A 22,652-nucleotide genomic window follows, 5' to 3' on the forward strand; every position below is an offset into this window, starting at 1 on the left:
GTGGTGGAACAGCCGGGCCGGCGACATCAGTTCGCGGCCAATTCTGGGCATTTTGAGGAGCATTCGTGGGAATCACAGTAGTAAAGCGCAACGGCGAGCGAGAGCCGTACGACGCCAACAAGATCAACCTCGCGATCGAGCACGCCACCTACGGCCTCGATGACAACATCACCTGGGTCACGCAGATCGCGTCGGAACTCGAGCTCACGCTCTTCGACGGCATCACCACCCAGCAGCTCGACGAGGCAGTCATCCAGGTCGCGCTGCAGAACGTCAAGGACGACCCGGCGTTCGACGTCGTCGCCGCGCGTCTCCTCCTCAAGACGATCTACAAGCGCGTGCTCGGCGACTACTCCGGCGCCGACGAACTGAAGGCGCTGCACGCCAGCCACTTCGAGGCCAACGTGCGCCGCGGCGTCGAGGAGGGCCTTCTCGACACCCGCCTCACCAGCCTCTTCGACTTCTCGAAGCTGTCGGCCGCCCTCGAGCCCGCCCACGACGAGCTGCTCAAGTACATCGGCGTCGTCACGCTGAACAACCGCTACGGCATCAAGGGCCGCAACGGCGACGCGCTCGAGGTCCCCCAGTACTTCTGGATGCGCATCGCGATGGGCCTCTCGCTCAACGAGCAGAACCCCACCGAGCACGCCATCGCCTTCTACGAGAAGATGTCCCGCCTCGAGTACCTCGCGGCCGGATCCACCCTCGTCAACGCGGGCACCGCGTACCCCCAGCTCGCGAACTGCTTCGTTATGGAGATGCAGGACGACATGGAGCACATCGCCAAGACCACGCGCGATGTCATGTGGCTCACCAAGGGCACCGGCGGAATCGGCCTCTCGGTCACCAAGCTCCGCGCGCAGGGTTCGCCCATCCGCTCGAACAACACCACGTCGACCGGGCCGATACCGTTCATGCACACCATCGACTCGATCCTCCGGGCGGTGAGCCGCGGCGGAAAGAAGTTCGGCGCTCTCTGTTTCTACATGGAGAACTGGCACATGGACTTCCCGGAGTTCCTCGAGCTGCGCAACAACTCGGGTGACCCGTACCGCCGCACCCGCACCGCCAACACCGCGGTGTGGATCAGCGACGAGTTCATGAAGCGCGTGCAGAACGACCAGGACTGGTACCTGTTCGACCCGCTCGAGGTCGCGGACCTCAACGAGCTGTACGGCCAGGAGTTCTCGACCCGCTACAACGAGTACGTCGCGAAGGCCGAAGCCGGCGAGATGCGCATGTTCAAGAAGATCGGCGCCCGCGAGCAGTTCAAGTCGATCCTCATCTCCCTCCAGACCACGAGCCACCCGTGGCTCACCTGGAAGGACACGATCAACAACCGTGCGCTCAACAACAACACGGGAACGATCCACCTCTCCAACCTCTGCACCGAGATCACGCTGCCGCAGGACGAGGACAACGTCTCGGTCTGCAACCTCGCGTCGATCAACCTGTCGCGCCACCTCGACGACGCGTCGAAGCTCGACTTCTCGAAGATCGAGGAGAGCGCCCGCCTCGCCGTGCGCCAGCTCGACAACCTCATCGACATCACGCGTTCCAGCGTGAAGGAGGCGGACTTCTCGAACCAGCAGAACCGCGCCGTCGGCCTGGGAGTCATGGGTTTCACCGACATCATCGAGCGCATGGGCATCAGCTACGAGAGCGAAGAGGCCTACGACCTGATCGACGAGATCATGGAGCACGTCTCCTACGCGGCGATCGACGAGAGCGCGAACCTCGCTCAGGAGCGCGGCGCCTACGAGAACTTCGCCGGCTCGCGCTGGGCGCAGGGACTCGTCCCGCTCGACACGATCGCCCTCACCGAGGCCGACCGTGGCCAGGAGATCAAGGTGAACCGCAAGTCGCGCCTCGACTGGGACGCCCTGCGCCTCAAGGTCAAGGGCGGAATGCGTAACGCCACCCTCATGGCCATCGCGCCCACGGCATCCATCGGTCTTGTCGCCGGCACCACGCCCGGCTTCGACCCGCAGTTCTCGCAGATCTTCAGCCGTGCCACGTCCAACGGCAAGTTCCTCGAGGTCAACCGCAACCTTGTGAACGACCTGCAGAAGCTCGGCATCTGGGACTCGACCAAGGAGAGCATCCTGCGCAGCCAGGGCGACATCCAGAACGTCGCGTCGATCCCCGACCACATCAAGGCCACGTACAAGACGAGCTTCCAGCTCTCGCCGTACGCGTTCCTCGAGGTCGCGGCCCGTGCCCAGAAGTGGATCGACCAGGCCATCAGCCGCAACATGTACCTCGAGACCCGCGACGTCGGCGACATGATGGACATCTACATGAGCGCGTGGGAGCGTGGAGTCAAGACCACGTACTACCTGCACATGAAGCCGCGTCACACTGCCGAGCAGTCGACCGTCAAGGTCAACAAGTCCGAAGACATCGAGTCGGGTGTCAAGAAGGGCTTCGGCGCCGGCAAGGCAGCAGTAGGTGCAGCGGATGCCGCGGCTCCTGCCGCGCCGCGTAAGGGCTTCGGCTTCGGAGGTGCAAAGTAATGAACCCGGACGAGTACTACGTACCCACCGACCCGATGGACGACCTGCAGTGCGACAGCTGCCAGTGATTCGAGACGGTCGCTGAGCGACCTCCTCATCAACCATTTGCGCGTCACACGTCTTCACTAAGGAAAAGAATTTATGGGAATCCTCGGCACCGGCCTCCAAGACGGCCTGCTTCTCAAACCGATCAAGTACCAGTGGGCGATGGACCTGTACGACCAGGCCGTCGCGAACACCTGGTTCCCGAACGAGATCCAGCTCGGCGAGGACATCGCCGACTTCAAGAAGATGTCGGACGAAGAGCGCCACGCGGTGACCTTCCTCATGAGCTACTTCAACCCGAACGAGCTGCTCGTCAACAAGGCCCTGGCCTTCGGCGTGTACCCCTACGTCTCGGCGGCGGAATGCTCGCTGTACCTCGCAAAGCAGATGTGGGAAGAAGCCAATCACTGCATGAGCTTCGAGTACGTGCTCGAGACCTTCCCCATCGACCGGGAGGCCGCGTACAACTCGCACGTCGACATCCCCTCGATGGCGCGCAAAGAAGAGTTCGAGATGAAGTACATCCGTCGGATGACGGAGCAGACGATCGACATCAGCACGACCGAGGGCAAGCAGGACTTCGTCCGCAACCTCGTCGCGTACAACGTCATCCTCGAGGGCGTCTGGTTCTACTCGGGCTTTATGGTCGCCCTGTCGTTCCGCCAGCGGAACCTGCTGCGCAACTTCGGTTCGCTCATGGACTGGGTCGTGCGTGACGAGAGCCTGCACCTCAAGTTCGGCATCAACCTCATCCTGACCGTGCTCGAGGAGAACCCCGAGGTCGGCACCGAGGAGTTCGCGAACGAGATCAAGCAGATGATCCTCGACGCCGTGGAGATGGAAGAGGAATACAACCGCGACCTGCTTCCCAACGGCATCCTCGGTCTCAACGCCACGTACATCAACCAGTACGTGAAGTACCTCGCCGACCGCCGCCTCGAGGAGCTCGGATTCGACGCGCACTACAACGTGTCGAACCCCGCCAAGTGGATGGCCGCCGCGAACGACACCCTGCAGCTGGTGAACTTCTTCGAGTCGACGAACACGTCGTACGAGTCGAACGCCTCGGCAACGGTGGGCGCGAAGAGCGAGTAGCGCTTCCTTTCGGTGGTTGAGTAGGCCGGCCACGGCCGTATCGAAACCCGGTTTCGATGCGGTCGCCGTGCGACCTGCTCAACCACCGCTCTGCGTTAACCGGCGACCAGCACCTTCACCACCGCGACCGTTGCCGCCACTACCGCGATCAGCACGCTCACGAATGCGAGCCGCTTCGGCCCGGGCCGCCCGCGGATCCGCTCGGCTGCCGCCCCACCGGGCCGAGCAGCTCGAACAGCCGGCGGGGGAGGCGGGCGACGTGATCGGCATTCGGGCGAGGTGTCCCAGTGCGGAGGAGCGTCATCCGTCGACGGTACGGACGGCGGCTATGCCGGCGCCATGGAACATCTATGACTCGGTGCTAGCCTCGGGCGTGGCCTTCAAGCGAGTAGAACTCAAACATCCGGCTCGATCGATCGTGCTCGTGGGTGTCGGGGTGTTCGCAGTCGTGCTCGCGGTGGTGCTCGTCGTGCAGCAGCCGAGCGGGAGTGACGCCGTCTCTAGCGTTCTTGCGGCGCTCGCGTGCGGATTCTACGGAGCCGCCGCTTTCACAGCGCTGTCGGCAGGGTTTCCTTCGTACAACCGACTTCGGGAGGTGGCGGGTGCCGACGGCCAGACGCGGGTTCGCCGGCGAAGGGCAGTGCTCGCGCGCAATATCCCCGCGATTGTCGACGACGAGCTGGACGAAACTCGACAGTACGCATCGCGCTACCTCGACTTCCAGCCCTACCAGGCGGGTTTTATCGTGCCGCTGGGGCTCGGCGCCATCGCGCTGGAACTGTCGCTCCCTGCGTCGAACGGAATGATGGCGGTCATCCGGATCATAGGAGTCGTCGCGGGAGTGGCCTGTGTGGTGGTGGGTCCGCTCATCCTGCGTGTGCAAAGCAGCCGACTCCGGCGCTTTCTCGACGCGACGGCAGGATTCGAACCTGCGAATGACGGGTTATGAGTCCGTTCCCTTTGACCACTTGGGCACGCCGCGATAGATCCAGCGTAGGTCGCACCCGGCCGGCAATCGCGGATGTTACCCGCGGCTACCTCGTGTGACCTCGCGAAACATTGCCGCTGAGAATCGCTCAAGCTCTAGCGGGTCGTGAGTAAACCGTGTTGAGTGGCATCCATGTCAACACCGGCCTCTTCCGCCCGACTTCGTAGCGCGATCTGGAAGGCCGCGGCTTTGATCTTCGTCGTATTCGCGATAACGATCGGCAGCACGGGCGTGGCTTTTCTCATCGCGCAAGAACTTCCGGACGCGAGATCCGGCTGGGCCTTCATGGCGGGAATCGCGCTGCTCGCGCTCGGCTTGGCGCCTGTGATCGGCGCAGTGCTCCTCGCAGTGCACGCCGACGACCCGTGGCAGCGCGACGGCCAGCGCCGAATGCCGAGGACGGTGATCGTCGTGGCTTCAATTGTTGTCCTCGCCAGTCTCGTCCTTATCGTCGTGACTGCGGTGACCGGGCGTGCAGGACTGGTCGTGGCAGCATCGATTGCCGGGGCGCTGTTGCTTTTCTGCGGAGCCATCGGATTCGGTGAATGGGCGAGGCGGCGCAATGCACTGGCTTTCACCGCCCTCCGCCAGATGGAATATTCAGCCGAGGCCTCCCCGCCTCCTGGATACCGTGGGATCGTCACGACGACGCTCATCACCTTCGTCGTGAGCAGCGTCATCCTCTCGGGGCTCAACCTGGTCATCGACGACGGTGACGACGGCGGGTGGTTGTGGCCGGTGCTTCTCGGCCTGGGATTCGGTTTCATCGGCGGGTCAATAGCGGCGTTCATCCGGTACTGGCCCGCGACCGAGCGCTACCGCGCGATATTCCACGGGGATACCGCGACTCAAAGGAGAGTGGCGAAGGCTGTCATCGGCTCCACAGTCACGGATCTCGACGACCGAGAGACGGCGATTGCTGCTCGCTACGCCCGCATTTTCATCGACTATCAGCCGGTATTGGTGTTGCAGACGGCACTGATCTTCCCAGCGCTCGTTCTGATGCAGAGTCCGGCGATAATCGGCGGAGGGTCGCCGTGGTTTGTTATCGCGATGATTGGAGTCGTCATCGTCCTGTACGCCGTGCTCCTTCCGCTGCATGTGCGTCAGCTCGGCCGTGCGAAGACGTTTCTCGCCGACCACCCCATCGAGGCGCGCTGAGCTTTGTCGCGCACGCGCCCGCACGAACGACCGCGTGCGCCACAAAACACCGCGCGCCCGACACAAACCTCCGCGAGCGCAACGTCGCTCAGCGTCGTCACACCACTAGAGGCGCTCGATGAGCGTTGCGTTCGCCATTCCGCCGCCCTCGCACATGACCTGGAGGCCGAGGCGCCCGCCGGTCTGCTCGAGGGTGCCGAGCATCGTGGTGAGCAGGCGCGTGCCGCTCGAGCCGAGGGCATGGCCGAGGGCGATCGCCCCGCCGCGCGGATTCACGCGCTCGGGGTCGGCTCCCACCTCGGCCTGCCAGGCGAGCGGCACCGACGCGAAGGCCTCGTTCACCTCGAACGTGTCGATGTCGTCGATCGTCAGGCCCGCGCGGTCGAGCACCTTGCGCGTCGCCGGGACCACGCCCATCAGCATCTCGATCGGGTCGGACCCGGTCACCGCGAAACTGTGGAAGCGCGCCCGGGCACGCAGGCCCAGCTGCTCCGCGCGCTGCTCGCTCATGATCAGCACCGCCGAGGCGCCGTCGGTGAGCGGCGACGAGTTGCCTGCCGTGATGCGCCAGTCGATCTCCGGGAACCGTCGCGCCGTCGCGGCATCCTCGAACGCCGGCTTCAGCGCCGCGAGCGACTCGGTGGTCGTCCCGGGGCGCAGGGTCTCGTCGTCGGTGCGACCGTCGACGGCGATCACTTCATCGGTGAAATCGGCGGATGACGCGAGCCGGTGCGACCGCGCCGCGTAGGCGTCGAGCTGCTCACGACTCAGCGCCCACTTCGCCGCGATAAGTTCGGCCGAGACGCCCTGGCCGACCAGCCCCTGCGGGTAGCGGTCGGCGACGCGTGGCCCGTACGGGTCGGCACCGAGCGTCGCGGCGCCGATCGGATGGCTGCTCATCAGCTCCACTCCGCAGGCGATCACGACGTCGTAGGCTCCGGCGATCACGCCCTGGGCAGCGAAGGCCGCCGCCTGCTGGCTCGAGCCGCACTGCCGGTCGACCGTGGTCGCGGGTACCGACTCGGGGAAGCCCGCGGCGAGCACCGCGTTGCGCGCGACGTTCACCGACTGCGTGCCGATCTGGGAAAGACACCCGGCGATCACGTCGTCGACCGCGCCCGGGTCGATGCCGGTGCGCGCGACCAACTCGGACAGGGTGTGCGCGAGCAGGTCGACCGGGTGCCAGTGGGCGAGCCGCCCTCCGGGCTTGCCCCGGCCGGACGGTGTGCGGAGTGCGTCAACGATGACTGCGGTCGTCATGTGAGCACTCTAGCCCCGCGCCATCCCGGCCGAAATTATGCGAGAGCCTGTCATTTCGGCCGGCCCAAGATTTCGGCCGCGTAAATTCTGGCGGGCTCCGAGGCGCTCCGAAATCGCGCTCGACGTGCTCCGCGCATCCGTGTTCGCCGTCCGGATCGGAGTCAGTTAGTCGACAAGTGTCGAATCAGCCGCGGAATCCCGCGGATTCCTGTCGTCAGATCGGCAGTGCGCGTACGTCCGGTTCGGCACAACGCCATGTTTCGGTCAAATTACGGCGGTTTTGCGAAAACCGGAGACGGTTTGACGCTTGGAATAAGCGCTGTCTACGCTCTCAATATCTCAAAATGAGAATCTGATTTACACAATATGGAAAGTTTGAGAATGCTGACAGCCTCTTCTTCCGCCGACTCCCCGGCACCCGGTTCCGTACGTGTGGCCACCGCGCAGTTCTTCTCCGGCGAAGACGTCGACGCGAACCTGCAGACGGTCGTCGGCTACATGCGGGAGGCCGCTGCGGCGGGAGCCCGACTCCTCGTCACCCCTGAGAACTCCAACCGCGTCCGCACCTTCGCCGACCGCGACGACTGCTTCGCGAAGAGCGAGACCATCGACGGGGCGTTCGTCTCCGGTATCCGTGCCGAGGCCGCTGCGCTCGGCATCTTCGTCGTCGTCGGCGTTGACCTGCGCGCCGAGACAGCCCCGCACGTCAACATCGCCCAGGTGCTCGTCGGTCCGACGGGCGACATCCTCCACGTGCACCACAAGACGGTCTTCTGGGACTACGAGTACACGCTGTTCACCCCGGGTACGAAGCAGCTCGAAGTGATCGACACCGAGATCGGCCGCCTCGGCCTGCTCATGTGCGCCGACGGAATCGTCCCCGAGGTGCCCCGCGTGCTCGCGCTCAAGGGCGCCGAGATCCTCTGCAATTCGCTCAACTCGCGGGGACCCGACGAGATGCGGGTGCACGAACCGCTGCGGGCCATCGAGAACCACGTGTGGCACGTCGCATCCAACACCGTGGGCGGGCCCGCCGACGGCTACCCGTGGACGGGCGGTTCCCAGGTCATCAGCCCGCTCGGCGACATCCTCGCGAACGCGGGAGAAACCGACGAGGGTCTCGTCTGGGCCGACATCACCCCGGCCACCTCGTTTCCCAAGAACCTGGCCGACATCGGTTTGCTCGACGACTTCCGCCGTCCCGACCTCTACGCCGAGCTGGTGGCCCCTGTCGAGGCGCACGCGGTCGACTACGGACCGGTCGCCGACGGCGCGCCCTCCCGGCCGCTGAAGGTCGCGACGCTGCAGGTCTCCTGGTACCACGCCCAGTCGTGGACCATCAGCCGGGCCGTCGGCCAGATCACCTACGCCGCTGGCCGCGGTGCACAGCTCGGCGTTCTGCCAGAACTCTTCTGCTTCGCCCCGGGCGAGGTCGAGGCGGATGTCGCAGCCGCAGCCGCCCTCTCGGAAACGGTGCTCGCCACCATCACCGCTGCCGCGGCCGAGGCGGGCCTGTGGGTCGTCGTGAACCTCGTCGAGGCCGACGGCGACGCCTACTTCTCCACCGCCTACCTGGTCTCCGGCGGGGGAGAGATCGCCGCGAAGTACCGCAAGGCGCACCTGTCGGAGGCCGAGCGTGCATGGGCGACCGCCGGCGACGAATTCGTGGTGGCCGAGACCCCCGTCGGGTCGATCGGCCTCATGATCGGCAACGAGATCTGGCTGCCGGAGATGGCGCGCATCCTCACCCTGCGCGGTGCCGAGGTCATCGCGCACCCCACGAGTTGGGACCGCGTCGAGGCCGCGACCCAAGCGGCCACCGAGCGCACCGAGGAAAACCGCACCCACCTCGTGTCCACGTCCCGCACCGACAACCCGGCCGGAATCGGCAGCCAGATCGTCGTCGCCGACCGTTTCATTCCCGGTCAGCCTGTTGCTCTGATGCGCTACCCGACCGCCATCTGGTCGCGTACCGGCTTCGAAGAGAACATCTTCTACGAGCTCGACCTCACCGACGCGCACAGCAAGGTCCAAGGCTTCCACCTCGACCCCGTCGGCACGCGCAACCCGGCTCTGTACGACTCCTTCCTCGAATCGGTGGTGAACGCGTGATCATCCAGCCCCTCGTCAGCGGACTCGCGATCGGCGGCATCTATGCCCTGCTCGCGGTCAGCTTCCTCCTGACCTACCGGGTCTCGAGCGTGCTCAACTTCGCGCAGGCGGAGTTCGTCATGCTCGGCGCGTTCGTAGCGTCGACGGTGGCCGGGGTCGCCGGAATCCCGCTCGTCGCGGCAGCACTACTCGGAGTCGGTGCCGCGGCCCTGCTCGGAGTACTGATGGAACGCGTCACTTACCGGCCGTTGCGCAACAAGTCGCACGCCTCGCTCATCATCTCGACGGTGGCGGTGGGCATCATCCTCGCCCAGGCGGCACAGCTGATCTGGGGCCCCAACCCCCGCACGCTGCCGTCGCTGGTGCCGAACGTGTCGATCGACTTCCTCGGATCGCGGGTCAGCACTGTATCGCTGTTCCTGATCGTCGTATCGGTGGCCCTGATCGTCGCACTGCACTACGTGCTCACGAAGACGCGCCTCGGCCGCCAGCTCGAGGCGACCTCGGTCGACCCCGACACGGCCCAGCTGATGGGCATCCGCACCGGCCGCCTCGTGATCATCGCCTTCGCGATCAGCACCGGCCTCGCCGGCGCCGCGGGAATCCTCGTCGCTCCGATGTTCTCGGTGACCGTCCACCTCGGCGCGCTCATCGCGCTCAAGGCCTTCGCCGCCTGCGTGATCGGTGGCTTCGGCAACCTGCCCGGAGCGGCGATCGCGGCCGTCGGTCTCGGCGTCGTCGAGAACCTCGCCGGAACGTTCATCGGCACAGACAGCAAAGACCTCATCGCCTTCGGTCTCATGATCGCGTTCCTGATCGTGAGACCACAGGGAATCTTCGGGGCGAAAGTGGGGGAGAAACTGTGACAACGACGACCATTGAGCCGACGGCGACCCGGCCCGTGCCCGGCGCATCCCGGCTCGCCACCATCGGATCCTGGCTGGTGTGGCCCCTGTTGATCGCCGTCGCCCTCGGCGTCGCGTTCGGCATCGACAACAACTACTGGCTGCAGGTCGCCGTGAACGCGGAGATCATGATCATCGCGGCCGTAGGTCTCTACGTGACCTTCGGGCTCAGCGGCCAAGTCTCGCTCGGCCAGGCCGGCTTCTACGCCATCGGCGGCTACGTGGTGGGGCTCCTCGTCACAAAGCTCGGATTCGAGTTCGGGCTCGCCCTGGTCATCGGCGTCATCCTGAGCGGGCTCGTCGGTCTCGGTCTCGGCATCCCGTCACTGCGGCTCCGCGGCAACTACCTCGCCCTCGCCACCCTCGGCTTCGGCCAGGTCGTCGGTCTGATCCTCGTCAACTGGACGTGGCTCACCGGCGGCGCCAACGGCATCCGCAACATCGTCGCCCCCGTGGTCGCCGGTTTCGAACTGCGAACGGTGCCCGACTGGGCCGTGTTCATCGGAATCCTCGCGGTGCTCTCGATCTTCGTGGTCACCCGCATCCGCAACTCGTCGTTCGGCCGTGCCATGCAGGCCGTGCGCGACAGCGACGTGGCAGCGTCGTCCATGGGCGTCTCGCTCAGCTCGGTGAAGGTGCTCGCGTTCGTCGTCGGCGCCGTGTTCGCCGGGCTCGCCGGAGCACTCAACGCCGGGTTCATCACCTATGTCAGCCCCGGCACCTACGACCTCGGCCTCTCGGTCACGATCCTCGCCATGGTCGTCGTCGGGGGAGCGTCGAGCCCGTGGGGCGCCGCGATCGGAGCCGTCCTGCTCACCTTCCTCCCCGAGATCCTGCGGCCGGTTCAGGAGTACTACCTGCTGATCTACGGCATCCTCCTGCTCGTGATGGTGGCCTTCGCCCCCGGCGGCATCTGGAACTTCCTGAAACTCATCGTCTCCCTCCCCGTACAAGTCGCCACTCGCATTCGAAGCGGAGCACAGTCATGACCCAGGCACTCGTCATCGACGGCCTCACACGCCGATTCGGCGGAGTCACCGCGCTCAACGCGGTGAGCTTCACGGTCCCGCTCGGCCAGACCCGCGCGCTCATCGGTCCCAACGGCAGCGGCAAATCGACACTGATCAACTGCGTCTCGGCCGTCGACCGCTGGGACGACGGCAGCATCACGCTCGCCGACCGTGTCATCAAGGGCAAGGATCCCGTCGGCGCCGCCCGTCGCGGCATCAGCCGCACCTTCCAGACCCTGCGTCTCTTCGACGACATGACCGTGCTCGAGAACGTGATGGTCGCCATGCACCACTCGCGCGGCTACGGACTGCTCGCAGCGATCGCCCTCGCCCCCAAGTACCGCGCAGCCGAGAAGCGGATGCGCGAACAGGCGCTCGAACTCCTCACCCTCGCGGGCATCGAGAGCGAGGCGAACCGCGAGGCAGGCACCCTGCCCTACGGCCACCGCCGTCTCGTCGAGATCGCCCGAGCCCTCGCGCTCGGTCCGAACCTCCTGCTGCTCGACGAGCCCGCCGCCGGACTCAACGACACGGAGACTGCCCGCCTCGCCGAGCTCGTCACCCGCGTCGCCCGTCCCGACCTGTCGATCCTCGTGGTCGAACACAACATGGAGTTCGTCTCCTCGGTCGCGAGCCAGGTCACCGTTCTCGACAACGGCAACATCATCGCCGAGGGCACCCCGGCCGAGGTGCGCGAGCACCCCGAAGTGCTCCGCGCCTACCTCGGAGCCAGTGAGGACGACAAATGACGAACATCCTCGAGATCAACGATCTCGTACTCAGCTACGGCGCGGCCGCCGCCGTTCGCGGCATCAACCTGCACGTCGCCGAGGGCGAAGTCGTGACCCTGATCGGAGCGAACGGCGCCGGCAAGTCGACGACCCTCAAGGGCATCGTCGGACTCGTCAAACCGAGCGGCGGCAGCGTGACGTTCGCGGGGGAGCCGACGGCCAAGCGCCGCACCGACTGGCTGGCACGGCACGGCATGAACCTCGTGCCCGAGGGGCGCAAGGTGTTCGCCGCTCTGACCGTCGCGGAGAACCTCGACGTCGCGGCATCCGCCAGCAACCTTCGCGGCCACGCTCTCAAAGAGCTGATCCGTGAGATCTACGGAATCTTCCCCCGTCTCGACGAGCGCAAAGACAGCCTGTCGTGGACGCTCAGCGGCGGCGAACAGCAGATGCTCGCGATGGGCCGAGCGCTCATCGCCAAACCGCGCCTGCTGTTGCTCGACGAGCCGTCACTCGGACTCTCACCCAAACTCGCCACGGAAGTGGTGCAACTCATCAGCCGGTACAGCCGTGATCACGGACTGTCCGTGCTGCTCGTCGAGCAGAACGCCCGTCTCGCGTTGAGCGCCTCCGACCGCGGATACGTCATGGAAACGGGACGCATCGTGGCGGAGGGCTCCGCCGACGACCTGCAAGACAACCAAGAAGTAAGGAGGGCGTATCTGGGGTCTTAAGCCGCCGCCCGACCCGCGCCGCAGACCCAAGCTCCACCCTCCCATGCACCTCATCACCGCACGATCAGAAGGAATCCCAATGGCATTCACCACCCGAAAGACCGTGGCGTTCTTCGCCGCGGCCACCGCGCTCGTCGCGCTCGCCGGTTGCTCGTCGGCCCCCGCGGCCAGCGGTGACGACGACGGACCCAAGGCCGACATCACCATCGGCGTCGCACTGCCGACGACCGGAGGATCGGCCGTTCTCGGCCTCCCGATGTCACAGGGCCTCGAGATGGCCGTCGCGGCCATCAACGCCGACGGCGGCATCGACGGCGCGAACATCGTGCTCGTGCAGGAGGACAGCGGCGCGGACGACGCGTCGGCGCTCAACGCCTTCAACCGCATCACCAGCGAGAACCCGGCCGCCGTCATCGGCTTCCCCGTCTCCACCCAGGGCTTCGCGGTTATGACCCAGGTCGACCGCACCGGAATCCCCGTGATCATGGGTGGCACCAACTCGAAGCTCGCCGCGGGCAGCGACTACGCCTTCTCGATGACCGCGAGCGACGCGATCACCACGACCGCCGCCGTCGAGTTCGCCGCCGAGACCCTCGGCGTCGAGAAGATCGCCCTGCTGCGCGAGAGCGGAGAGCTCGGAACGGGCGCGTCCGAGATCGTCAACGAAACCGCGGAGGACCTCGGCATCGAGGTCGTCGACGAGGAGATCTTCCAGTCGGGCGACGTCGACCTCGCCACGCAGGCCAACAACCTGCGCGGCTCCGACGCCGACATGCTGTTCGTGTACGGCCAGCAGGCCGACTACATCGTGGTCGCCAACGCTCTCGCGACCGCGGGCGTCAAGCTGCCCACGTTCATCGCCGGTCTGCAGGGCGGCACGTACGCCCAGCTGAACTACGACGGCTTCGACACGATCTACAACCGCAACCAGTGCGTGCCGTCCGCGGCGGTCGACAACGACCTCGCCGCCTGGTCGGCCGACTACGAGGCAGAGTACGGCGAGGCTCCCACCGAGTACGCCGCCATCGCCTACGACGGCATGAACCTGCTCGCCGACGCGCTCACGACGGCCGGCACCGACCCCGAGGCGCTGAAGACCGCGCTGCAGGAGCTGCCGTCGTCCGAGGGTATCTGCGGTGTTCACGAGGGCACCGAAGAGGGCAACCTCTCGTTCGGCGTGACCCTGGGCCACTACGAAGACGGTGCCTACGTCACCGACGAGTCGCTGAGCGTCGACCCCAAGTGACCCACACCGTCATCACGGGAGGGGCGTCGGGGATCGGAGAATCCCTGGCGCTCCGCCTGGCCGCCACCGGCCAGCGAGTATCCGTCCTCGACCGCACCGCTCCCGAGAACTGCCCGTGGTGGGCAGCCCTCGACGAGTCGTCGCGCGGAGCCTGGGTCGTCGTCGACATAGCTGACGAAAAGGCGGTGGCAGCCGCGATCGACGAGATCGGCGCGGTACCCATCGACGGCCTCGTCACCTGCGCCGGCGTCGCATCCCGCGAGAACGTGCTCGACGTGACGACGGAGGAATTCACCCGCACCATGTCGATCAACCTCGGCGGCACACTCGCCGCGGTGCAGGCGGTCGCCCGTCACCTCGTGGCGGGCGACCGTCCCGGCAGCATCGTGACCGTAGCCTCGACGGCGGGAATCGGTTACGTGGCCGGTCTCGGCGTCGCGTACCACGCCTCCAAGGCCGCAGTGCTCGGCGTGACCTGGTCGCTCGCGGGCGACCTCGCCAAGTACGGCATCCGGGTGAACGCGATCGCTCCCGGCGTCGTACGCACCCCGATGACCGTGGGCCAGCGCGGCGCACAGGGCGAGGAGCGACTCGGCCGACGGGCGCCGGCCGGCCGGCTCGCCGAGCCGGACGAGCTCGCGGCCGCCGCCGCGTGGCTGTTGTCGTCGGCAGCCGGCTTCACGACCGGCCACGTGCTGCCCGTCGAGGGCGGGCAGGTCGCGTCGGCGGGAGCCCCGCTCGCGGGCTACGAGCCCTCCCCGATCGACAGCCGCGACATCCCCCACCTCGCTAGGAGCACCTCGTGAACCACGTCCTCGTCACCGGAGGAGCCTCGGGCATCGGGGCCGGCACGGCCCAGCTGCTCGCAGCGACCGGGTCGCGCGTCTCGGTGCTCGACCGTACATCGGCAGACGGCATCGACTGGTGGCACGCGCTTCCCGACGGGCTCCGTGGCCACTGGGCCACCGTCGACGCCTCCGACACCGTCGCGCTCGTCGCCGCGGTCGACGAGATCGCGGCCGACGGCCTTACCGGACTCGTCGCCTGCGCCGGCATCTCGGTGAAGGAGCCGTTCGTCGACTCCAGTATCGAGGCGTGGACGGCCACCCTCATGATCAATGTGCTCGGCACCGCGATGGCATCACGCGCCGCGGCCCAGGCGATGATCGCGAACGGGAAGGGCGGCGCTATCGTGACCGTCGCATCGACCGTCGCCTTCGGCCACGTGGCCGGGCTCGGCTCGCACTACCACGCGTCGAAGGGCGCGATCGTGGCGCTCACCCGCGCCATGGCCGGCGAACTCGGGCAGCACGGTATCCGAGTGAACGCGGTCGCCCCCGGGCTGGTGCGCACCCCGCTCACCGAGTTCATGCGTCAGACCCAGGGTGAGGACGGTCTCACGCTGCGAGTGCCGCTCCGCACGATGGCCGACCCGTCCGACGTCGCCGACGCGATCGCTTTCCTGCTCTCCGCCGACGCGTCGATGATCACCGGGCACATCCTGCCGGTCGACGCCGGCCAGCTCTCCGTCGCCGGCATGCCGCTCGACGGCTTCCCCGACATCTCCGTCCACGGCTGACCCGGATATTTCCGGGCCTCGTCAACCACTCCGAACCACAAGTTAGAAGGTGCCATCGTGACCAGCGATTCGCAGCCAACCATCGTCATCGCGGGCATGGGCCCGGTGGGCATGACCGCCGCGTTGTCCCTCGCTCTCGCCGGGATCCCGGTCACCGTGCTCGAAGCGGGCGACGACCTCTCGACCGAGTCGCGGGCATCCACGTTCCACCCGCCGAGCCTCGAGATCCTCGACGAGCTGGGCGTCGCCGACGAGCTGATCGCGACCGGGCTCAAGGCGCCGGGCTTCCAGTACCGCGGCCACAGCCGCGAGCTGATCGCCCACCTCGACATGGAAGCACTCGCTGAGGACACCCGTTTCCCGTTCCGCATCCAGAACGAGCAGGGCAACGTCACCCGCATCATCAGACGCCACCTCGAGACGATGCCGCACGTCACGCTGCGCTACAACGCCCCGGTCGAACGCGTCGAGATGGGCCGCGACAAAGCCTATGTCTTCCTCCCCGGCGACGGCCGTGAGCCGTCGTACACCGCCGACTGGGTCCTCGCCGCCGACGGCGCCGGTTCCCGCGTCCGCAACTCGCTCGGCATCGCGTTCGAGGGCGTCACCTACCCGGAGCGCTTCCTGGTCGCGTCGACCACGCACGACTTCCTCGAGGACTTCGACGACCTGGCCTACGTCAGCTACATCTACGACCCCGACGACTGGGGAGTGCTGTTGCGCACTCCCAAGCATTGGCGCGTGCTGTTCCCCATCGAGCAGGACGAGACCGACGCGCAAGCGCTGGACCCCGCGCGCGTGCAGGAGCGCCTGCAGGGCGTGATCGCCCTCGACGAGCCGTACGACATCGCGCACAGCACGATCTACAAGGTGCACCAGCGCCTCGCCGCCACCTTCGGCCTTGGCCGCGTGCTGCTGGCCGGCGACGCCGCCCACATCAACAACCCCCTCGGCGGCATGGGCATGAACAGCGGCATCCACGACGCGCACGCCGCCGTCCAGGCGATCCGCTACGCCCTCGACGGGGGAGACCCCGCCCGCGCCGTGGAGACCTACGCGACCGTGCGCCGGGACGCGGCGGCCGGCGACGTCCAGCAGACCACGCAGAAGAACTACGACGAGATGCGCGAGCGGGATGCCGCCCAGCGCACCGGTCGCAAGTCGGAGATGGCCGACATCGCCGCCGACCCGGTGCGCCTGCGCGCCTACCTCCGCGGCAGCTCGATGATCGCCTCGTTCGAGGTCTCCAAGCGCCGCATGACGCGTGGTCTGACTCCGGTGCGCCCCGCGGGGCAGCTCCCGGCCGGACGCCGCCTCTCCGATCTGATCCGTGAGGGGGCGATCACCGGGGCCGTCCTCGACGCGCCGGCCGCGGCATCCGTCGCCTATCTGGAGCCGCACCACGCGCAACTGCTCGCCGACCCGTTGCACACCGTCACTGCCGCGAGCGTGGCTCCCGTCATCGTCGGTGTCGGCGATGAGATCACGGATGCCGCGGCAGTCGCCTCGGCGACCGTGGCACTCGAGCGGTCCGATGCCGCCGCGGTGGAGCTCGCCGACCACGGTGACACTCCGATCGGCGTCGTCGCCGCGGCGGTCGCTGCCGCCCATGCCACTCGCCGCGACATCCTCGTGCTCGCGACCACCGGTCCTTTCGCCGACGACCCGGTCGTCGCGGCGATCGAGCGCGGCGCCGAGTACGTGGCAGCCGGGGCCGATCTGCTCGGCCTCGTCGGAATCACCGATCTCGCCGACCTGCACGCCGTGCACCAGGCGGTGCCACAGGTGCCGCTCGTGCTCGTGACACCGCCCGGCGTCGAACTCGCGAGCCTGCAGGAGCTCATGCTCGCCGGAGTGCGGCTCGTCATCGCGGGCGGCCGGGTCGCAACACCCGCCGCCCTTCTGGCCGGCAACTGACCACCCTCGAATCGCAAGGACACCCCCATGGTTAGCATTTCCTCCCCCCGGGCCCAGTTCGGGCTCATCCTGCCCTCGACCAACACCGTGGTCGAGGCCGAGTTCAACTGGATGCGCGTGCCCGGCGTCTCGTGGCACACCGGTCGCATCTTCATCCCCAACCCCGTGCTCGACGACGACGCATCGTTCGTCGCATTCCTCGAGAGCCTGCGCGAAGAGATCGGCGCCGCGGTGAAGGGCGTCATGACGGCAAAGCCCGACTACCTCGTGATGGGGATGTCGGCCGAAACGTTCTGGGGAGGCAAAGAGGGCGCCGCCGAATTCACGAAATGGATGAACGACCTCTCCGGCCTCGAAGTCACGACCGGAGCCGCCGCCTGCAGGGCGGCGCTCGACGCGTACGGTGCGAAGCGCATCGGCGTGATCACTCCGTACCAGCCGGTCGGCGACCAGCAGGTCGTCGACTTCTTCACCCAGATGGGCTACGAGGTCGCGGCGATCCACGGCCTCAAGTGCGACACCGCCACCTCGATCGGCGACGTCACCCCCGAGGAGATCAAGGCGGCCTTCCGTGCCGTCGACGGACCCGACGTCGACCTGCTGATCCAGGCCGGGACCAATCTGCCCGCCTCGATCGTGGCCGCGGAGATGGAGGTCGAGCTCGGCAAGCCCGTACTCGCGATCAACACGGCGACCGTCTGGCACGCCTACCGAACCAATGGAATCGACGACCAGATCGAGGGCTTCGGCTCGCTGCTGGCCGAGCACTAAGGAGACACCGGAAATGACCGTACACATGGGAATGCTGACCCTCGTGGAGACCTCGACTCTCGCCGACCGGGAGTCGATCCGCGACGGGCTCGAGGCCCTCGTCGGAGTCGTGCCGGGACTGGAGAAGGCCGACGTGCACTTCGACCTCGGGCTGAAGGACGGAAACGCGGCGCTCGTCTTCGCGATGACCTTCGACAGCGAGGAATCCTGGCGGGGCTACGGCGCCCACCCGGCGCACGTCGCCGTGATCCAGGAGCGCATCGCGCCCGTGCTCGCCTCGAAGTCGTTCGTCCAGATCGACGGACCGCTGGCATGACGGACGACGCCGCAGACTACGAAGCAGCGGGATTCGCCGGGCGCCTGCCGTTCGGCACACGACCCGCCCTCGTGCTGGTCGATCCCGCGGAGGCGTACGTCAACCCGGAGTGCCCGCTCTACGCGGGCGTCGAGGACGCGGCTGCCGCGATGCGCGACCTGCTCGCCGTCGCGCGTGCCGCGGGGATCCCGGTGCTGATCACGCGTGTCGTGATCGGGCCCGCCGACGGCGGCATCTTCCGCCGCAAGGTGCCCGCGCTCAGGTGGCTCGATCCCGAGAGCCCGTTCTCGGGCTACATCGAGGGACTCGAGCCGATCGACGGGGAGACCGTCGTCACCAAGCAGTACCCGAGCGCATTCGCTGGTACCTCTCTGGCCGCGACGCTGACCGCTCTCGGGATCGACACCCTGCTCATCGCCGGTCTCAGCACGAGCGGCTGTATCAGGGCGACCGCGACCGATGCGATGCAATCGGGTTTTGTACCCGTCGTCGTGCGCGAGGCCGTCGGCGACCGCCTGCCCGGACCGCACGAGGCGAACCTCTTCGACATCCAGGCGAAGATCGGCGAGGTCGTCTCCCTCGCCGCCGTCACCGACTATCTCGACGGGGCGCGGTCGGCGTGACCCGACACGTCGTCGTCATCACCGGGGGAGCGGGCGACATCGGTCGCGCGCTCGCCGCGGAGTACCTCGCCGCAGGGAGCGAAGTCCATCTTGTCGACCGGAACCCCGACGTGATGCAGATCGCGGCGGATTCCGGTGCGACCGGCCACGTCGTCGATCTGACCGACGCGGATGCCGTCGCGGTGCTGGGCACGATCGTTCGGGTCGACGTGCTCATCACCGCGGTCGGCGCGTGGCCGTTGCTCGCCTTCGACGACCTCACCCCGCGGGTGTGGGCGTCGCAGATCGACATCAACCTCAACTCCACGTACTACGCCGTCCACACTCTCCGCCACGGCCTGCGTGCGGCGGTCGGGTCCGTCGTCGCCGTCTCATCCGCGGTCGCGCTCAAGGGGCACCCGCAGATGGCGTCGTACGCCGCCGCGAAGGCCGGCGTCATCGGAATGGTCAAGGCGCTCGCACTCGCCCTCGGTCCCGACGGTGTGCGCGTGAACGCGGTCGCACCGGGGCTCGTCACCACACCCGCGCAGCAGGAAATGTGGGGCGCCGAGCGGTCCGCGGCATTCCGTGCCACGCGCGCGCTCGACCGGGATATCGCCACCGCCGATGTCGTCAGCAGTGTCATGTTCCTCGCCTCCGCGGGAGCGTCGTCCATCACCGGTCAGACGCTCGTTGTCGACGGCGGGACGGTGTTGCACTGATGGCCGTCATCCCCCGCCCCAAGACCCCGGGACTCGCGCGTATCTCGACGGAGCTCGTCACGATCGAGACCGCCGACGGGTGGGTCCTCGACGCTCTGCACTACCCCGCTCGGGAATCGCGGACCGTCCTGCTGCATCTGCACGGCAAGGGCGCGAACATGCTCGGCGTGCAGGCCAGATTCCTGCCGGAGATGCTGCCCACGGTCGCGCACCTCTCGCTCAACATGCGCTGCCACGATCTCGCCTACAACACCGACCGGGGGGACCGACCCGTCGCCGGCGGCATGTACGAGCGGCTCGACGACGGCAAGGTCGACATCGCCGCCGCTATCTCCTTCCTCCGCGGGGAGGGATACGAATTGATCGTCGTCTGCGGCCACTCCTCCGGCGGGTACTACGCGGGGGAGTACGGCGTCACCGGCGACCCCGTCGCCGGCCGTGTCCTGCTCTCCCCGCTCTTCACCAACACCACCGCGCTGGGCTGGTGGTACCCCGGCGACGGCGAACTCGAGGCGGCCTTGACGCACGCCCGTGCGCTCGTCGACACTGGCCGTCCCGACGAGATCATCGCGTTGCCCTCCTGGTATTGGGCGATTTCGGCTCGGTCGTTGCTCGAGCGTGCCGCGCAGCCGGAAGGACTCTGGCTCGACGCCGTCAACCGCGACTCCTCGCCCGTGCTGATGATGTGGGGTGAGACCGAGGACCGCAACGCGGCCTGGAGCGGTCTGCTCGCGCAGATCGACGCTCCGGCGGTCGGTGGCCCGATCGATGGCAGCGACCACTGGTACGGCGGATACGAGACGGTCGTGGCCGACGCGGTCGCCGGGTTCGTCTCCGGTCTCACCGGCGTCCCGGTCGCGGTTCGCGCGAGTGAATAGGACTCCGTCGGCGCCGTTCGCCATCGCGATCGCCGTCGCCACCACCGTGTGCGGGGTGCTTCCCGTGTTTCTCGCCGGGAGTCTGTCCGTGCAGGCGACGGCGGACCTGGGGCTCACCGCCGCCATTCTCGGCATCGTCATCGCGGTGTTCTGGGCGTCATCGTCCCTCTTCTCGGCCCGCGCCGGCCGGGTGGCCGAGGTGTGGGGCGTGCGGCCGACGCTCGCGCTCGCCGTGTCGCTCGCGCTCGTGGCGATGGTCGGAGTCGCTCTCTTGTCGCCGTCGTGGCACTGGTTCGCGGGATGGATGGTTCTCGCGGGTGCGGCCAACGGATTCGGCCACCCGCCATCGAACGCGCTCATCCTCGCGGCCGTTCCCGCCGGTCGGACCGGTGCGGCGTTCGGCGTGAAGCAGGCCGCGATCCCGATCTCGACCCTGTGCGCCGGGCTCGCCGTTCCCCTGCTCGCACTGACGTTCGGGTGGCGGGCCACCTTCGTCGTGGGCGCCGCTCTCTGCATTGCCGCGCTGGCCACCATCCTGATCGCCGTTCCGAGACTCCCCGTCCGCGCGAAGGCGGCGAAGGGGCAGGCCGGAATCACGGGCCCGCTGCGTCGCTACTTCTCGCTGATGGCCGTCTCCGGTTTTCTCGGGGTCGCCCAGGCGAACGTCGTGGGCGGTTTCACCGTCGCCACCGCCAGCGAACGCGGGTTCGGGCCGGCCGAGGCAGGGTACATCGTGGGCGCGGCGAGCGTGGCCGGCATCGTCGTGCGTATCGCCGTCGGCATCGCGGCCGACCGCGGCATCGGAGGCACGATGAGCACGGTCGCGCTCATGCTGTTCCTCGGTGCACTGGGTCTCGGCGGAATCGCCTTCGGCAGCGGGCCGGTCTTCATCGCCGGATGCGTACTCGCGTTCGGTGCCGGCTGGGGCTGGAACGGGCTCGTGCACTACACGATCGCCCAGCGCGCCGGCGCGTTCACCGCGTCTGCCACGGGGCTCGTACAGGGCGGTGCCTACGCGGGCGGAGCCGTCGGTCCGCTCCTCTTCGGCGCGCTGGTGTCGCACTCCGGCCTCGGGGTCGGCTGGGTCGCGGCGGCGACCTGCGCGGTCGCCGCCGCGATCGTGGCGTATGCCGCTTCACGGCTGGAGGGTGGGCTCAGCGGGACCGGCCCGGCGAGCTCTCTTCCGCCATCGCCCGCGAGATCTGCTTAGCGGCCTCGATGATCAATTCCGTCGTACGAGCGCGCTGCGTCTCGTCGACCCGGTAGATCGGTGCGGCCGTGCCGACGGTCGCGATGACGTCGCCTCCCACCGTGATGGCAGCGGCGACACCCCAGATTCCCTCGTCGACCTCTTCGAAGCTCTCGGTGAAGCCCCGGTCGCTGATCTCCTGAAGGGCCTCGTTGCTCAGCCGCGGCATCCGGTCTCTGTCGATCACATCGGAGAACCGGGAGAAGTAGGATTCGCGGTCGTTCTCGTTCATCGAGGCGAGCAGCAGCCGCGACATCGAGCCGGAGTGCAGCGACATCGCCTGTCCACGCTCGAACTGCAGGCGCACCGGCTGGCGGGACTCGACCCGCTCGACGCAATAGCTGTACCACCCGCTGCGGCGGCTGACCAGGACCGTCTCGTCGATCTCGTCGCGCACCGCGGTCATAAACGGCAGAGCCACCTCGGCGAGGGGTGCGCGGGCGACGCTCGCCGCCTCGGCGAGGCTCTGGGCGAGGTCGGTGACGCGGTAGCTCTTGCCGCCGGCGGAATCGAGCAGCCCGACCTCGCGCAGCAGACCGACGTAGCGGTAGACCATCGACTGCGGCATATCGAGGTTCGCACTGAGATCCGCCACGGTCCAGGTCGGGGTGCTGACGGTGAAACTCAGCAACAACTGCAGGAGTTTGCGGCTGCTCTCGGCGCCCGGCACCTTTTTCGGCAGGGTGGGTTCGTCCGCGGCCGTCATGGGCGCGCCTCTTTCCGAGGCAGCGAGAGTGAGAACATGATTTATATATTATGCAATTAGCTGGGATCGTGCTCGCCAGACGCCGTGACACGCGCGACCGGGCACTCCG

Annotated in this window: 20 protein-coding genes and 1 tRNA gene; 18 read left to right on the forward strand and 3 right to left on the reverse strand. The window is 67.4% G+C overall.

Annotated features, from left to right (window positions below):
- Positions 1-65: 65 nt before the first annotated feature.
- Positions 66-2,516: a ribonucleoside-diphosphate reductase subunit alpha gene (locus tag HD599_RS02465; RefSeq protein WP_184233329.1), complete on the forward strand. Its 2,451-nt coding sequence runs from the start codon at positions 66-68 to the stop codon at positions 2,514-2,516.
- Positions 2,517-2,657: 141 nt separating this feature from the next.
- Positions 2,658-3,656, forward strand: a complete 999-nt coding sequence (locus HD599_RS02470; RefSeq protein WP_184233331.1) for a ribonucleotide-diphosphate reductase subunit beta — start codon at positions 2,658-2,660, stop codon at positions 3,654-3,656.
- 908 nt (positions 3,657-4,564) lie between these two features.
- Here HD599_RS02470 and HD599_RS02475 read toward each other — a convergent pair.
- A tRNA-Met gene (locus HD599_RS02475) sits at positions 4,565-4,638 on the reverse strand.
- Between the two features lie 138 nt (positions 4,639-4,776).
- Between HD599_RS02475 and HD599_RS02480 the strand changes: the two genes are divergently transcribed.
- Positions 4,777-5,805: a hypothetical protein gene (locus tag HD599_RS02480; protein WP_184233333.1), complete on the forward strand. Its 1,029-nt coding sequence runs from the start codon at positions 4,777-4,779 to the stop codon at positions 5,803-5,805.
- 105 nt (positions 5,806-5,910) lie between these two features.
- On the opposite strand, the gene HD599_RS02485 is transcribed toward HD599_RS02480, so the two are convergent.
- Positions 5,911-7,065: a thiolase family protein gene (locus tag HD599_RS02485; RefSeq protein ID WP_184233335.1), complete on the reverse strand. Its 1,155-nt coding sequence runs from the start codon at positions 7,063-7,065 to the stop codon at positions 5,911-5,913.
- 381 nt (positions 7,066-7,446) lie between these two features.
- On the opposite strand from HD599_RS02485, the gene HD599_RS02490 reads away from it, so the two are divergent.
- From HD599_RS02490 to HD599_RS02560, 15 genes are all read left to right on the forward strand, one after another.
- Positions 7,447-9,177, forward strand: a complete 1,731-nt coding sequence (locus tag HD599_RS02490; protein ID WP_184233337.1) for a carbon-nitrogen hydrolase family protein — start codon at positions 7,447-7,449, stop codon at positions 9,175-9,177.
- Positions 9,174-10,043, forward strand: coding sequence for an ABC transporter permease subunit (locus HD599_RS02495; RefSeq protein WP_184233339.1), 870 nt, complete (start codon positions 9,174-9,176; stop codon positions 10,041-10,043). Before HD599_RS02490 ends, HD599_RS02495 begins: the two co-directional genes overlap by 4 nt.
- Positions 10,040-11,071 carry an ABC transporter permease subunit gene (locus HD599_RS02500; RefSeq protein ID WP_184233341.1) on the forward strand — a complete coding sequence of 344 codons (1,032 nt, stop codon included), beginning with the start codon at positions 10,040-10,042 and terminating at the stop codon, positions 11,069-11,071. Before HD599_RS02495 ends, HD599_RS02500 begins: the two co-directional genes overlap by 4 nt.
- Positions 11,068-11,841 (forward strand): ABC transporter ATP-binding protein, encoded by a 774-nt coding sequence (locus HD599_RS02505; protein ID WP_184233343.1) that lies wholly within the window; start codon positions 11,068-11,070, stop codon positions 11,839-11,841. Before HD599_RS02500 ends, HD599_RS02505 begins: the two co-directional genes overlap by 4 nt.
- Positions 11,838-12,557 carry an ABC transporter ATP-binding protein gene (locus HD599_RS02510; protein WP_221420423.1) on the forward strand — a complete coding sequence of 240 codons (720 nt, stop codon included), beginning with the start codon at positions 11,838-11,840 and terminating at the stop codon, positions 12,555-12,557. The genes HD599_RS02505 and HD599_RS02510 overlap by 4 nt, the downstream gene beginning before the upstream one ends.
- Positions 12,558-12,636: 79 nt before the next feature.
- A complete protein-coding gene (locus HD599_RS02515; protein WP_184233345.1) occupies positions 12,637-13,803 on the forward strand; it encodes an ABC transporter substrate-binding protein in 1,167 nt (388 codons plus the stop codon).
- The gene (locus HD599_RS02520) at positions 13,800-14,609 is read left to right on the forward strand and encodes an SDR family oxidoreductase (protein WP_184233347.1); all 810 of its coding nucleotides are present in this window, start codon (positions 13,800-13,802) and stop codon (positions 14,607-14,609) included. The genes HD599_RS02515 and HD599_RS02520 overlap by 4 nt, the downstream gene beginning before the upstream one ends.
- Positions 14,606-15,382: an SDR family oxidoreductase gene (locus HD599_RS02525; RefSeq protein ID WP_184233349.1), complete on the forward strand. Its 777-nt coding sequence runs from the start codon at positions 14,606-14,608 to the stop codon at positions 15,380-15,382. The genes HD599_RS02520 and HD599_RS02525 overlap by 4 nt, the downstream gene beginning before the upstream one ends.
- A 57-nt stretch (positions 15,383-15,439) precedes the next feature.
- Positions 15,440-17,299: an FAD-dependent monooxygenase gene (locus HD599_RS18255; RefSeq protein ID WP_184233351.1), complete on the forward strand. Its 1,860-nt coding sequence runs from the start codon at positions 15,440-15,442 to the stop codon at positions 17,297-17,299.
- 27 nt (positions 17,300-17,326) lie between these two features.
- Positions 17,327-18,070: a maleate cis-trans isomerase family protein gene (locus HD599_RS02535; protein ID WP_184233353.1), complete on the forward strand. Its 744-nt coding sequence runs from the start codon at positions 17,327-17,329 to the stop codon at positions 18,068-18,070.
- Positions 18,071-18,083: 13 nt separating this feature from the next.
- Positions 18,084-18,386, forward strand: coding sequence for a Dabb family protein (locus HD599_RS02540; RefSeq protein WP_184233355.1), 303 nt, complete (start codon positions 18,084-18,086; stop codon positions 18,384-18,386).
- Entirely contained in the window at positions 18,383-19,009 is a 627-nt protein-coding gene (locus tag HD599_RS02545) for an isochorismatase family protein (protein WP_184233357.1), read from the forward strand. Before HD599_RS02540 ends, HD599_RS02545 begins: the two co-directional genes overlap by 4 nt.
- Positions 19,006-19,710: an SDR family oxidoreductase gene (locus tag HD599_RS02550; RefSeq protein WP_184233359.1), complete on the forward strand. Its 705-nt coding sequence runs from the start codon at positions 19,006-19,008 to the stop codon at positions 19,708-19,710. The genes HD599_RS02545 and HD599_RS02550 overlap by 4 nt, the downstream gene beginning before the upstream one ends.
- Entirely contained in the window at positions 19,710-20,588 is an 879-nt protein-coding gene (locus tag HD599_RS02555; RefSeq protein ID WP_184233361.1) for an alpha/beta fold hydrolase, read from the forward strand. The genes HD599_RS02550 and HD599_RS02555 overlap by 1 nt, the downstream gene beginning before the upstream one ends.
- The gene (locus tag HD599_RS02560; protein ID WP_184233363.1) at positions 20,581-21,798 is read left to right on the forward strand and encodes an MFS transporter; all 1,218 of its coding nucleotides are present in this window, start codon (positions 20,581-20,583) and stop codon (positions 21,796-21,798) included. Before HD599_RS02555 ends, HD599_RS02560 begins: the two co-directional genes overlap by 8 nt.
- On the opposite strand, the gene HD599_RS02565 is transcribed toward HD599_RS02560, so the two are convergent.
- A complete protein-coding gene (locus HD599_RS02565) occupies positions 21,743-22,543 on the reverse strand; it encodes an IclR family transcriptional regulator (RefSeq protein ID WP_184233365.1) in 801 nt (266 codons plus the stop codon). The genes HD599_RS02560 and HD599_RS02565 overlap by 56 nt on opposite strands.
- Between the last annotated feature and the right edge of the window lie 109 nt (positions 22,544-22,652).

It is taken from the genome of Conyzicola lurida (assembly GCF_014204935.1).
Classification (GTDB): Bacteria; Actinomycetota; Actinomycetes; order Actinomycetales; family Microbacteriaceae; genus Conyzicola; species Conyzicola lurida.

Excerpts from the sequence above, each read along its gene's own strand:
- HD599_RS02545 (WP_184233357.1), top strand. The coding sequence starts at position 18,383 with ATGACGGACGACGCCGCAGACTACGAAGCAGCGGGATTCGCCGGGCGC.
- HD599_RS02470 (WP_184233331.1), top strand. The coding sequence starts at position 2,658 with ATGGGAATCCTCGGCACCGGCCTCCAAGACGGCCTGCTTCTCAAACCG.
- HD599_RS02540 (WP_184233355.1), top strand. The coding sequence starts at position 18,084 with ATGACCGTACACATGGGAATGCTGACCCTCGTGGAGACCTCGACTCTC.
- HD599_RS02480 (WP_184233333.1), top strand. The coding sequence starts at position 4,777 with ATGTCAACACCGGCCTCTTCCGCCCGACTTCGTAGCGCGATCTGGAAG.
- HD599_RS02515 (WP_184233345.1), top strand. The coding sequence starts at position 12,637 with ATGGCATTCACCACCCGAAAGACCGTGGCGTTCTTCGCCGCGGCCACC.
- HD599_RS02510 (WP_221420423.1), top strand. The coding sequence starts at position 11,838 with ATGACGAACATCCTCGAGATCAACGATCTCGTACTCAGCTACGGCGCG.
- HD599_RS02505 (WP_184233343.1), top strand. The coding sequence starts at position 11,068 with ATGACCCAGGCACTCGTCATCGACGGCCTCACACGCCGATTCGGCGGA.
- HD599_RS02490 (WP_184233337.1), top strand. The coding sequence starts at position 7,447 with ATGCTGACAGCCTCTTCTTCCGCCGACTCCCCGGCACCCGGTTCCGTA.
- HD599_RS02565 (WP_184233365.1), bottom strand. The coding sequence starts at position 22,543 with ATGACGGCCGCGGACGAACCCACCCTGCCGAAAAAGGTGCCGGGCGCC.
- HD599_RS02555 (WP_184233361.1), top strand. The coding sequence starts at position 19,710 with ATGGCCGTCATCCCCCGCCCCAAGACCCCGGGACTCGCGCGTATCTCG.
- HD599_RS02535 (WP_184233353.1), top strand. The coding sequence starts at position 17,327 with ATGGTTAGCATTTCCTCCCCCCGGGCCCAGTTCGGGCTCATCCTGCCC.
- HD599_RS02485 (WP_184233335.1), bottom strand. The coding sequence starts at position 7,065 with ATGACGACCGCAGTCATCGTTGACGCACTCCGCACACCGTCCGGCCGG.